The sequence below is a fragment of the Frigoribacterium sp. ME-P-080 genome (assembly GCF_030209595.1).
Classification (GTDB): domain Bacteria; phylum Actinomycetota; class Actinomycetes; order Actinomycetales; family Microbacteriaceae; genus Frigoribacterium.
The window spans coordinates 370,007-382,312 of record NZ_JARVRR010000004.1; the positions used below are offsets into that span (position 1 = coordinate 370,007).

General features: G+C 69.0%; 10 protein-coding genes. 3 read left to right on the forward strand and 7 right to left on the reverse strand.

Annotated features, from left to right (window positions below; genetic code table 11):
* Positions 1–23: 23 nt before the first annotated feature.
* The 6 genes from mltG to QRN23_RS10345 form a co-directional block, all read right to left on the reverse strand.
* A complete protein-coding gene (gene mltG / locus QRN23_RS10320; RefSeq protein WP_285063496.1) occupies positions 24–1,367 on the reverse strand; it encodes an endolytic transglycosylase MltG in 1,344 nt (447 codons plus the stop codon).
* 3 nt (positions 1,368–1,370) lie between these two features.
* Complete coding sequence (ruvX, locus tag QRN23_RS10325; RefSeq protein WP_056045348.1) at positions 1,371–1,880, reverse strand: Holliday junction resolvase RuvX; 510 nt, start codon at positions 1,878–1,880, stop codon at positions 1,371–1,373.
* Positions 1,881–1,888: 8 nt separating this feature from the next.
* Entirely contained in the window at positions 1,889–4,561 is a 2,673-nt protein-coding gene (alaS, locus tag QRN23_RS10330) for an alanine--tRNA ligase (protein ID WP_285063497.1), read from the reverse strand.
* A gap of 56 nt (positions 4,562–4,617) precedes the next feature.
* On the reverse strand, positions 4,618–4,809 hold the full coding sequence (locus tag QRN23_RS10335; RefSeq protein WP_285063498.1) for a hypothetical protein: 192 nt from the start codon (positions 4,807–4,809) through the stop codon (positions 4,618–4,620).
* A gap of 123 nt (positions 4,810–4,932) precedes the next feature.
* Entirely contained in the window at positions 4,933–5,562 is a 630-nt protein-coding gene (gene rpsD, locus QRN23_RS10340; RefSeq protein ID WP_043592736.1) for a 30S ribosomal protein S4, read from the reverse strand.
* A 219-nt stretch (positions 5,563–5,781) separates the two neighbouring features.
* Positions 5,782–7,191, reverse strand: a complete 1,410-nt coding sequence (locus QRN23_RS10345; protein ID WP_285063499.1) for a replication-associated recombination protein A — start codon at positions 7,189–7,191, stop codon at positions 5,782–5,784.
* A gap of 65 nt (positions 7,192–7,256) precedes the next feature.
* On the opposite strand from QRN23_RS10345, the gene QRN23_RS10350 reads away from it, so the two are divergent.
* The 3 genes from QRN23_RS10350 (at position 7,257) to QRN23_RS10360 (ending at position 10,111) form a co-directional block, all read left to right on the forward strand.
* Positions 7,257–8,048: a peptidylprolyl isomerase gene (locus QRN23_RS10350; protein ID WP_082460230.1), complete on the forward strand. Its 792-nt coding sequence runs from the start codon at positions 7,257–7,259 to the stop codon at positions 8,046–8,048.
* An 89-nt stretch (positions 8,049–8,137) separates the two neighbouring features.
* The gene (locus QRN23_RS10355; RefSeq protein WP_056045363.1) at positions 8,138–9,367 is read left to right on the forward strand and encodes a DUF349 domain-containing protein; all 1,230 of its coding nucleotides are present in this window, start codon (positions 8,138–8,140) and stop codon (positions 9,365–9,367) included.
* 102 nt (positions 9,368–9,469) lie between these two features.
* On the forward strand, positions 9,470–10,111 hold the full coding sequence (locus tag QRN23_RS10360) for a type IV toxin-antitoxin system AbiEi family antitoxin (protein WP_285063500.1): 642 nt from the start codon (positions 9,470–9,472) through the stop codon (positions 10,109–10,111).
* Here the strand turns inward: QRN23_RS10360 and QRN23_RS10365 are convergent.
* Positions 10,090–12,234 (reverse strand): RelA/SpoT family protein, encoded by a 2,145-nt coding sequence (locus tag QRN23_RS10365; RefSeq protein WP_235452715.1) that lies wholly within the window; start codon positions 12,232–12,234, stop codon positions 10,090–10,092. The genes QRN23_RS10360 and QRN23_RS10365 overlap by 22 nt on opposite strands.
* Positions 12,235–12,306 lie beyond the last annotated feature (72 nt).

The following is a 12,306-nucleotide window of genomic DNA, read 5'->3' on the forward strand; positions in this document are numbered from 1 at the left end:
CCCAGAGGTCGACCGTGGGTCGGTCACTGGTACTCGGGGTGCTCCCGCATCCAGGCCTGCCACTGCTTGACCGCGGCCTGGTGCTCCGCGAACGTGGTCGAGAACGCCGTCTCGCCCGAGTCGAGATCGACCGTGACGAAGTAGAGCCAGGTCCCGTCGGCCGGCTTGAGGGCGGCGTTCAGGGCGAGGTCCCCGGGGTTCGAGATCGGCCCGACCGGCAGACCCTCGTGGACGTAGGTGTTGTAGGCGTTGTTCGCGTCACCGCGCTCTTCGTCGGTCGTCGTGACCCGGTGGGTGTTGCCGGTGCCGTAGGCCACCGTCGCGTCGGACTGGAGGAGCATGCCCTGGTCGAGACGGTTCTGGAAGACCCGCGCGACCTTCGGGTAGTCGTCGGCCAGACCGGCCTCTTTCTGGACGAGCGACGCGAAGACGATGGTCTTCTGGTAGTCGGCGGGCTGTGCGCCGGCGGACTGCAGGTGCTGGGTCATGGTCGTCACCATGTCCTGCAGGTAGTCGTGGGCGGTCTTGCCCGGGTCGAGTTCGTAGGTCGCCGGGAAGAGCCATCCCTCGAGGCTCGTGGCCTCGGCGGGCAGCCCGAACGTCGTGTAGTCCGCAGCGGCGGCCTGGACGTCGGCGATGGGGATCGACGTCGCGGTGGCCAGGAGTTCGTAGACGTCCGCCGCCACGGTCCCCTCGGGGATGACGACCTTGTTGGTGATGCGGTTGGCGCTGTCCTGCAGTGCATCGAGGGCCGACTGGGCGCTCATCTGCTGCTGCAGGGTGTAGGTGCCCGGTTGGAAGGTCATCGACGGGTTCGACAGGAGGAGCGAGTAGGCCGACTCGTAGCTCTGCGTGACGCCCGCGTCCGCGAGGTTCTGCGCGATGTCGGAGCCGACCTGACCCGAGACGATGGCGAACTCGACGGGCGTGCCGTTGCCGCTGCCGGCGTAGTCGGCCGGTTCGTCGTCACCCGTGAACTTGGCGATCAGGGGCTGCACCTGCCCCCAGGCGGCGGCGACGCCGGCGGTTCCGCCGGCCAGGACGAGCACGAGGATGGACGCGAGGACGATCGGGCCCTTCTTGGAACGCCGTTCGCGCGGCTCGCGCGTCGTGCGTCCGCGGGGGCGGTCCCCCCCACCGTCGGAGGGGGGAACGACGCCGGGTTCGGCCTGTCGCTCGCGCTCACGCTGTTCGCGGCGGGACAGGGCGGGGGCGTCGACGTGGGTGCTGCGGCGGAGGGGTGCACCGTCGGCGTCGCCCGGTCGACCATCACCCGGATCACCCCGTCGTCGTCCGGAGGTGTCGGCAGGGCGGTCGTTCTGGGGTTGGGACGCGAAGATGTCGTCCCAGTCGGGTTCGTCGGCCACGAATCACTGTCTCTCGTCGGTGGCGGGTGCGGCACCGTCGCCGCTCGCCTCTCGGGTCACGTCGACCATCCGCCCGGGCGGTCGACCACTCGAGCGCTCGAGGTCGAGCGCGTGCTGGACGATGATAACAGCGGCCACTTGGTCGATGACGGACCGCTGGCTCCTGCCCTTCCGGCCCGAGGCCCGGAGGGCGCCCTGGGCGCTCACGGTCGACAGGCGCTCGTCGACGAGGCGCACGGGCACGGCCACGGCCTGGGCGACGGCCGCGGCGAAGTCCCGGGCGTCCTGGGTGGAGGCCGTGTCGCGACCCGAGAGGGCGATGGGCAGCCCGACGATCACCTCGAGCGCGTCGAGTCCGACGACCAGGTCCCGGACGGCACCGATGTCGGCCACGCCGTCGGCCGAACGCGCCAGCGTCTCGACCGGGGTGGCGAGCAGACCGTCGGGATCGGTGCGGGCGACACCGACCCGGGCCTTGCCCACGTCGATGCCGATCCGGACTCCGCGCCGCACGAGCGTCCTCAGGACCCGAGCTCGGCGACGATGCCGGCCAGCGCGGTGGGGATGGCCGAGACGTCGGATCCGCCGCCCTGGGCGAGGTCGTCCTTGCCGCCGCCCCCGCCACCGAGAGCTGCGGCGGCGCCCTTGGCGAGACGGCCGGCCTTGACGCCGGCCTGGCGCGCGCCGTCCGTGGTGGCCACGATCACGGCGGGCTTGCCCGCGACGTCGGCTGCCAGGGCGACGACGGAGGCGCTGGACGCGCCCAGGCGTTCGCGGACCGACAGGGCGAGCGACCGCAGGTCGTCGGTCGAAGCGAGCGACCCGACCGATTCGGCGACGACCGTGAGGTCGCCGATCCGACTCGCCGTCTCGGCCAGCGCCGGGACGCGGGTGGCGAGGCGGGCGGACTCGAACTCGGCGATCTTCTTCTCTGCCGTCCGGAGGCCCGTGACCAGGTCGCCGATGCGGTCGGCCAGCTGATCACGGGGAGTCTTGAGCGACGAGGTCAGTTGGGACACGAGAGCCCGCTCGGCGGCGAAGTCACGGAATGCGTCCATGCCGACGAGGGACTCGACGCGGCGGTTGGTCGACCCCACCGAGCTCTCGCTGACGAGGTTGATGAGGCCGACCTGCGAGCTGGTCGAGACATGGGTGCCCGCGCAGAGCTCGCGCGACCAGGGACCACCGATGTCGACCATGCGGACCGTCTCGCCGTACTTCTCGCCGAACAGCGCCATGGCGCCCAGCGCGCGGGCGTCGTCGAGGGGCATCTCGCGGGTGACGACCTGCAGGTCGTCGCGGATGGCGTTGTTCGCGATCTCCTCGATCTCGGAGCGTGTCTGCGGGCTCAGCGCCTGGTTCCAGTTGAAGTCGAGCCGCATGTATCCGGCCTTGTTGTACGACCCCGCCTGGTGCGCCTCCGGGCCGAGCACCTCCCGGAGGGCGGCGTGGATCAGGTGCGTCGCCGAATGCGCCTGCGTCGCGCCGCGGCGGTAGGCCGGGTCGACCACGCTGGTCGCCGTGTCGCCGACCCCCACCTCGCCGGACGTCACCTGGACGCGGTGGCTGATCAGACCCTTGACGGGCTTCTGCACGTCGAGGACCTCGAGGTCGAAGCCCACGCCGACGATGCGGCCCGAGTCGGCTTCCTGACCGCCGGACTCGGCGTACAGGGAGGTCTCGGCGAGGATCACCTCGGCGATGTCACCCGCCACGGCCCGGTCGACGTCGGCCCCGTCGACGATCAGGCCCAGCACGCGCGTCTCGGTGTCGAGCTCGTCGTAGCCGGTGAAGACCGTCTCGCCCTGGGCCCGGAACGCGCTGTAGACGCTCAGGTCGGCCAGCGCCACCTTCCGGGACTTGGCATCGGCCTTCGCCCGGGCACGCTGCTCGGACATGAGTCGGTCGAATGCCTCGCGATCGACAGTCAGACCGCTCTCTTCCGCGATCTCGAGCGTCAGGTCGATGGGGAACCCGAAGGTGTCGTGCAGGAGGAACGCCGTGTCGCCCTGCAGCTGCGGGGTCGTGCCCGCCGAGGCACGCTGCTTCGTGTCGTCGACGGCGATGTCGAGGATGTTCGTCCCGGCGGCCAGGGTGCGGAGGAAGGTCTCCTCCTCGGCGTAGGCCAGGCGCGAGATGCGCTCGTAGTCGGTCTCGACCTCGGGGTAGGCGGCCTTCATCGCGTCGCGGGACTCGGGGAAGAGCGAGGGGAACGTGGGGCCGTCGACGCCGAGCAAGCGCATCGACCGGACCGTGCGGCGCAGGAGGCGGCGGAGGATGTAGCCCCGACCCTCGTTGGACGGGCGGACCCCGTCGGACATCAACATGAGCGAACTGCGGACGTGGTCGGCGATGACCCGCATCCGCACGTCGTCGTCGTGGACGGCTCCGTAGCGCCGTCCCGACAGCTCGGCGGCCTTGTCGAGGACGGGGCGCACCTGGTCGATCTCGTACATGTTGTCGACGCCCTGCTTGAGGAACGCCACGCGCTCGAGACCCATGCCGGTGTCGATGTTCTTGTTCGGCAGCTCGCGGACGATGTCGAAGTCGACCTTCGAGCGCACGTTCTCGATCTGGTACTGCATGAACACGAGGTTCCAGATCTCGACGTAACGGTCGTCGTCCGTCGCCGGGCCACCGTCGGCACCGTAGGCGGGACCACGGTCGAAGAAGATCTCCGAGCACGGACCCGCGGGCCCCGGCTGGCCGGTGTGCCAGTAGTTGGAGTCCTTGCCGAGTCGCTGGATGCGCTCGTCGGGCAGACCGGCGACCTTCTTCCAGAGGGCGATGGCCTCATCGTCCTCCTCGTACACCGTCACCCAGAGATCGTCGGGCGAGAACGCGAGTCCTCCGTCGGCCTCGCTCGAGGTCAAAAGCTCCCAGGCGTAACCGATCGCCTCTTCCTTGAAGTAGTCGCCGAACGAGAAGTTGCCGTTCATCTGGAAGAACGTGCCGTGCCGCGGCGTCTTGCCGACCTCTTCGATGTCGTTGGTGCGGATGCACTTCTGGACGCTGGTGGCACGCGGGTACGGCGTCGGGACGAGCCCCGTGAGGTACGGGATGAACGGGACCATGCCCGCGACCGTGAAGAGCAGGCTGGGATCGTCGCTGACCAGGGACGCGGACGGGACGACGGTGTGGCCCCGATCGCCGAAGTAGTCGAGCCAACGGCGGCGGATTTCGGCGGTCTGCATGGTTCTCCCGAGGGTGGGTTGGTCGTGTGTCAGGACGAGGAGGCGCGGCGGCGCACTCAGGACTCGTCGCGGTCGGAACGCAGTTCGGCTTCGCGGGCCTTGTAACCGTCGACCACGGCGGCACGGAACGACTTCACGTTGCCGTCGAGGTCGCCGAAGAACTGCTGACCCCGAGGCGTCTTGTTGAGCTGGTGGGCGACGGCGAAGCCGCCGACGACACCGACGGCGAGCAGGAACAGGCTCTTCACGGGGACTCCTCTTGGGGCTGGTGCCGCGACGTGCGAGCGCGACGACTCGACAGCTTACCCGGCCCCGGGAACGCGAAAGGAGCGGGCCACGACCGTGGCCCGCTCCTGACGGGGTGACGAGTTCTAGCGCGCGGCGTAGTACTCGACGACGAGCTGGACCTCGCAGGTCACCGGGACCTCGACGCGCTTCGGGCGACGCACGAGGCGGGCCTGCAGCTTGTCGATCTCGACCTCGAGGTAACCGGGCACCTTGGGCAGCAGGTCGACGTGACCGCCGGCCGCGGCGACCTGGAAGGGCTCGGTCTTCTCGCTGCGCTCCTTGACGTGGATCATCTGACCCGGCTTGACGCGGAACGACGGGCGGTCGACGAGCTTGCCGTCCACCAGGATGTGGCGGTGGACGACCATCTGACGGGCCTGGGCCGTCGTGCGGGCGAAGCCGGCACGGAGGACGAGGGCGTCGAGACGGGTCTCGAGGAGCTCGACCAGGTTCTCACCGGTCAGGCCCGAAGCCTTGCGGGCCTCGTTGAAGACGATCTTGAGCTGGGCCTCGCGGATGCCGTACTGGGCGCGCAGGCGCTGCTTCTCACGCAGACGGACGGCGTAGTCGCTGTCGGTCTTGCGCTTGGTGCGGCCGTGCTCGCCGGGAGCGTAGGGGCGCTTCTCGAGGTAACGAGCAGCCTTCGGGGTCAGGGCGATGCCGAGGGCACGCGAGAGACGGGTCTTGCTGCGGGTACGTGACTTGGTGGACACTTGTTCCTTTTTCTTGTCGGTGGTTCGTCAGGGACCGCCCCAGCGCGCGAGCGCCGGGCGGCGTAACAAGAGGGGTGAGTGCCGCGGTGGCGACCGGCTACAGGTCGTCGCACCTTGATCGGGTCGTCGTCAGCAGCCGCGCGTCGACGCCCGAGAACAGGCAACCCCCCGAGCATACAGGAGCCCGGGCGCCGATGCGAGCAGCCAGCGATCGTGGCGTCAGTGCCCCCGGGTGATCCGGCGCAGCTTCTCGAGACGGGCCGCCACGTCGCGTTCGTTGCCGTTGGCGGTGGGATCGTAGTACTCGTGGCCGACGAGTTCGTCGGGGAGGTACTGCTGCTCGACCACCCCGAACTCGGAGTCGTGGGCGTAGCGGTAGCCCTTCCCGTGGCCGAGGCGTCGGGCCCCGGGGTAATGGGCGTCGCGCAGGTGCTTGGGCACGCGGCCCGCCTTGCCGGCCCGGACGTCCGCGATCGCGGCGTCGAGGGCGGAGTAGGACCGGTTCGACTTGGGTGCGGTCGCCAGGTAGACGACGGCCTCGGCCATCGGGATGCGTCCCTCGGGCATGCCGATCATCTGCACGGCGGTCGCGGCCGAGACCGCGACGGTGAGTGCGTTCGGATCGGCCATGCCGATGTCCTCACCGGCCGACACGATGATCCGACGGCAGATGAAGCGGGGGTCCTCACCCGCCTCGATCATGCGGGCGAGGTAATGGAGCGACGCGTCGACGTCGGACCCCCGGATGGACTTGATGAAGGCGCTGATGACGTCGTAGTGCTCGTCGCCGTTGCGGTCGTACCGCAGCAACGCCCGGTCGACCGACTGGGCGACGATCTCCGACGTGATCGTCGGACGGTCGTCGTCGGGATCGTTCTCGTCGTACTCGGCGTCGGGATCGAAGTCGGCGTCGGACGCGTCGTCGGCCGAGGCCGCCGGCACCGCGTCGGCCTCGAGCTTCGTGGCCCACGCCGACTGGGCGGACGCCTCGAGGGCCGTGAGCGCACGTCGGGCGTCACCGGAGGCCAGTCGGACGATGGTGGCCAGGGCTTCGTCGTCGAGGCGCACGGATCCGTCGAGACCGCGGGGGTCGCCGACCGCCCGCTGGACCAACTGGGCCAGGTCGTCGTCGCTGAGCTGTTCGAGCGTCAGCAGGAGCGAACGGGACAGCAGGGGCGTGATGACCGAGAAGGACGGGTTCTCGGTGGTGGCGGCGATGAGGATGACCCAGCCGTTCTCGACGCCGGGCAGCAGGGCGTCCTGCTGGGCCTTGGTGAAGCGATGGATCTCGTCGAGGAAGAGCACGGTCGTCGTGCCGTAGAGGTCACGGTTCGACAGGGCCTTCTCCATCACCTGTCGGACGTCCTTGACTCCCGCGGTCACGGCTGACAGCTCGATGAACTGTCGGCCGGAGCTGCGGGCGATGGCCTGGGCGAGGGTGGTCTTCCCCGTACCCGGCGGACCCCAGAGGATGACGGAGACGGCCCCCTGGTCGGCACCCGTGTCGGACGCCAGGGTGACCAGAGGCGAGCCGGGCCGCAAGAGGTGCCGTTGACCGGCGACCTCGTCGAGGGTGGTGGGACGCATGCGGACCGCGAGAGGGGTCGAGCTCTGCGGGAGCGGGCTCATGGTGACCCATGCTAGACCGGCCCTCCGATACAGTGCAGGCTGGACATCACCGAGCTGGAGGACCCGTGGCACCGAGCAAGAACCCGGACCGTGAGAGCCGGGACCGGCTCCGCAGGTACACCGCTCGTCAGCAGGTGCACGCGACGCAGGTCGCCCGACGCCGTCGGGACAACGTCCTCGCCGTGACCGCCGTCGTGGTCGTGGTCGGAGTCGCGGCCGTGTCCCAGGTGTTCTGGTCGACCAGCGGTCCCGGTGCCCCCGCGGCGGCTCCGTCTGACGCGCCCAGCGCCTCCTCGACGCCCGCCGCCGGCGAGAACGTCGGGGACGTGCCCAGCGAGGCGATCGCCGACGGCCGCTCCTGGACGGGCGGCCTCACGCTCAACGACGGCGTCGAGCTCGGGATCGAACTGGACGGGGCGAAGGCCCCGCAGGCGTCGAGCGTCGTCATCGACCTCATCCAGAAGGGCTTCTACACGGGGACGACCTGCCACCGCATGAGCGACGCTGCGACGGCGAAGTTCATCCAGTGCGGGTCCGCCAACGGCGACGGGACGGGCGACGCCGGTTTCACCTTCGGCCCACTCGAGAACGTCCCGTCGGACGGCGTGTACCCGACGGGGACGATCGCCATGGCTCGGAGCACCGACCCGTACTCGCAGTCGACGCAGTTCTTCATCACCTACGGCGACACCACCCTCGACGGCTCGACGGGTGGTTACACCGTGGTCGGACGCGTCACGAGCGGACTCGACCAGCTCGAGGCGCAGATCACGGACGCGGGCCTGACTCCCGGTACGAGCGAGACCGACGGCGCTCCCGTCGTGCCGACGACGATCACGGGCGCGACCATCGAGTAGTCCGCCGCGGTCCGCTGTGCAATAGGCTGAGCACCCATCGTGGTGGCCTGTCCTGGTCCCGCGACGAGCACGTTCAGCAAGGGATAAAAGTGGCTACTGACGATCAGGCACCCTGGGGCCGCGTCGCCGACGACGGCACGGTCTACGTCCGCGAGGGCGACGGCGAACGCGCCGTGGGGCAGTACCCCGACGCGACGCCCGCCGAGGCTCTCGCGTACTACGAACGCAAGTTCATCGAACTCGCCGGGCAGGTGACGTTGCTCGAGCAGCGCATCAAACGCGGCGCATCGGCGGGCGACGTCGTCAAGACGGTCACCCACCTGCGCGAGCAGCTCGTCGAACCGAGCGCGGTCGGGGATCTCGAGGCCCTGCGCCTTCGGGTGTCGGCACTCGACTCCACGGTCGATGAGCTGACGCAACAGCAGAGCGCCGAGGCACAGAAGGCCCTCACCGAAGCGGTCGCCTACCGCACCGCTCTCGTCACGGAGGCCGAGGCCCTGGCGGCCCAGGACCCCGCCCGCGTCCAGTGGAAGCAGGTCACGGCCACCCTCGACGACATCTTCGCCCGGTGGCAGAAGCATCAACAGGACGGTCCTCGCATCCCGAAGGGCGAGGGCAACGACCTCTGGAAACGATTCCGTGCTGCGCGCACCACCATCGACCAGCACCGCAAGGCCTTCTACGCCGAACTCGACGCGACCCACCGTGACGCTCGTCAGCGCAAGCAAGCCCTCGTCGAAGCGGCCGAGGCCCTGGCGCCGAAGGGTGTCGACGGCATCTCGGCCTACCGGGGGCTGCTCGACGACTGGAAGCGCGCCGGCCGTGCCGGAAAGAAGTACGACGACGCCCTGTGGGCGAAGTTCAAGCGTGCAGGCGACGTCCTCTACGCAGCCAAGTCCGAGGTCGTCGCGCAGGACACCGCCGAGTACGAGGGCAACCTCGAACAGAAACTCGAGCTGCTCACCGAGGCCGAGAAGATCCTGACGGTCACGGACCGGGTCCCGGCGCGCGAGGCCCTCACCTCGATCCAGCTGCGATGGGACGAGATCGGTCGCGTTCCTCGCGAGCAGGTCCGGGTGGTCGAGGATCGCCTCCGCAAGGTCGAGTCCCACGTGCGTCAGCTCGACGAGCAGTTCTGGGAGAAGAACAACCCCGAACGCCAGGCACGGTCCCAGGGGCTCGCGAGCCAACTGCACGACGCCATCAGCAAGCTCGAGGACGAACTCGCGACGGCCGAGGCCAGCGGCGACGCTCGTCGTGTCCGCGAGGCTCGTGAAGCTCTGGACGCCCGGAAGGTCTGGCTCGACGCCCTGGGCTGACCGTCAGGGGCCGACCGCCCACCGACGTCGCGAACCGTCCGATTCTCCACAGGGAGGGCCGGGCGGTTCGTCGTCGTCGGCAGGGTCGGCCAGGCTGGGCGCATGCCTGCTCGTCTCCCCCTGGTCCTGACCGACGACGACCTGCCCGAGCCCGAACTGCGTGCGGCTGCACTGGACGGGCAGGTCTACGCGGTCGGTGGCTCGTGGCGGAGCGTCGCCGAGATCGACGACGCCGGGGGCAGGGCGATCGCGATCGGGATCGCCCTCGGCGCCGGAGTCGTCGCGGCCGAACGGAGTGCCGCCTGGGTCTGGGGTGCCCGAGGCCCGGCACCACTCCCCCACTCCGGGCTGGTGGTGTCGCCGGCCAGGGTGAAGCATCGTGGTCGGGGTTCGATCGTCCGACAGGTCGTCATCGACGAGGGCGAGATCGTCACCGTCCATGGTGTCGCCGTCACCACACCGGCCCGGACCGTCGTCGACCTCGCTCGCTGTGAGGGCTGGGCGTCTCAGGACGAGACGGCCGCGCGGGACGTCGCGTCTCAGCAGGGCGTGACGTACGCCGACGCGATCGCCGTCCTCGATCGACGTGGACGGCTCCCCCACCGAACGCGAACCGTGGAGCGACTCGATCGAGTCTGTCCAGCCGGCGCCGACGCGGCCCGCGCCGACGACGAGGTGCGACGAGACGCAGACGCACCCGGTCGGTCGGCGGAGGCAGCGTCTCAGCCGGCGCTGACCCGGTAGACGTCGTACACGGCGTCGATGCGTCGGACCGCGTTCAGGACGCGATCGAGGTGGGTGGTGTCACCCATCTCGAACACGAAGCGGCTGAGGGCCAGGCGTTCGTCAGAGGTCGAGACGCTCGCCGACAGGATGTTGACGTGGTGCTCGCTCAGGACCCGGGTGACGTCCGACAGCAATCCGCTGCGATCGAGGGCCTCGATCTGGATCTGCACCATGAACACGCTCTTGGAGGACGGAGCCCACTCGACCTCGATCATCCGCTCGGGCTCTTTCAACAGGCCCTGGACGTTGTGGCAGTTCGCCTGGTGGACGCTGACGCCCTGGCCGCGGGTCACGAATCCGACGATCTGGTCGCCCGGCACGGGCGTGCAGCACTTGGCGAGTTTCACCAGGATGTCCGGGGCCCCTCGGACCAGCACGCCCGAGTCGCTGTTGCGCAACGGCCGTGCTCGTCCTTGGCTGGGGAACTCGAACTCGCCTTCGTCGACCTCGGTCTGCGTGTGAACCGCGGCGAGGATCTTCTCGATGACGGACTGGGTCGAGATGTGGCCCTCGCCGACGGCCGCGTAGAGACTCGACACGTCGTCGTACCGCATGGTGGCGGCGACTTCGGCGATGCTGTCCTGGGTCATCAGCTTCTGGAGCGGCAGGTTCTGCTTCCGCATGGCACGGGCGATGGCGTCCTTGCCCTGCTCCATGGCCTCGTCGCGGCGTTCTTTCGTGAACCACTGCCTGATCTTGTTCCGGGCGCGGGGGCTCTTGACGAAGGCGAGCCAGTCCTGGCTCGGCCCCGAGTCGGGGTTCTTCGAGGTGAAGACCTCGACGACGTCGCCACTCGACAGGACGCTCTCGAGGGGCACGAGGCGGCCGTTGACCTTGGCGCCCATCGTGCGGTGTCCGACCTCGGTGTGCACGGCGTACGCGAAGTCGACCGGGGTCGCTCCCGACGGTAGGCCGATGACCTTGCCCTGAGGCGTGAAGACGTAGACCTCCTTCGCGCCGATCTCGAAACGGAGGCTGTCCAGGAACTCACTGGGGTCCGCCGTCTCGGCCTGCCAGTCCGAGATGTGGGCGAGCCAGGCCATGTCCGTCTCGGTCTTCGCTCCGCCCTGGTCGTCGCGCCCGCCGTTCATGCGCTGCTTGTACTTCCAGTGGGCGGCCACGCCGAACTCGGCCCGCTGGTGCATCTCGTGCGTGCGGATCTGGATCTCGACGGGTCGCCCCTTGGGACCGATCACGGTCGTGTGCAGCGACTGGTAAAGGTTGAACTTCGGCGTGGCGATGTAGTCCTTGAAGCGGCCGGGGATCGGGTTCCAGCGGGCGTGGATCGATCCCAACACGGCGTAGCAGTCGCGGAGCGAGTTGACGAGGATGCGGATGCCGACGAGGTCGTAGATCTCGTCGAACTCCCGACCCCGGACGATCATCTTCTGGTAGATCGAATAGTACTGCTTGGGTCGACCCATGACGTCGCCGCGGATCTTCGTCGACTTCAGATCGGACTTGACGGCGTTGATGACGTTCTGCACGAACTGCTCGCGTTGCGGCGTGCGCTGTTTGACCAGGTTGTCGATCTCGACGTAGAGCTTGGGGTGGAGCACCGCGAACGAGAGGTCCTCGAGCTCCCATTTGATGGTCTGGATGCCGAGCCGGTGCGCCAGGGGGGCGTAGATCTCGAGGGTCTCGGTGGCCTTGCGGGTCGCTGACGCCGACTCGACGAAACCCCAGGTCCGGGCGTTGTGCAGCCGGTCGGCGAGCTTGATGACGAGGACCCGGATGTCTTTCGACATGGCCACGACCATCTTCCGGACGGTCTCGGCCTGAGCGCTGTCGCCGTACTTCAGCTTGTCGAGTTTGGTGACCCCGTCGACGAGCATCGCGATCTCGTCCCCGAAGTCGCGTTGGAGCATCGCCAGCGTGTAGTCGGTGTCCTCGACGGTGTCGTGCAGCAGTGCAGCCGCGACGGTCTTGGCGCCGATGCCCAGGTCGGCGAGGATCTGCGCCACCGCGACGGGATGGGTGATGTACGGTTCGCCGCTCTTGCGCAGTTGCCCCGTGTGCGCCTTCTCGGCCACCGAGTAGGCCCGCTCGATGATGACGATGTCGGCCTTGGGATGGTGCATGCGCACGGTCTTGATCAAGCGGTCGACGGCGCCCGCCGGTTGGCTGCGCGAGAAGAGTCGAGGCAGGAGCGT

Coding starts and splice junctions, on each gene's coding strand:
- alaS (WP_285063497.1), bottom strand. CDS start 4,561: ATGCAGACCGCCGAAATCCGCCGCCGTTGGCTCGACTACTTCGGCGAT.
- QRN23_RS10345 (WP_285063499.1), bottom strand. CDS start 7,191: ATGAGCCCGCTCCCGCAGAGCTCGACCCCTCTCGCGGTCCGCATGCGT.
- QRN23_RS10360 (WP_285063500.1), top strand. CDS start 9,470: ATGCCTGCTCGTCTCCCCCTGGTCCTGACCGACGACGACCTGCCCGAG.
- QRN23_RS10365 (WP_235452715.1), bottom strand. CDS start 12,234: ATGCACCATCCCAAGGCCGACATCGTCATCATCGAGCGGGCCTACTCG.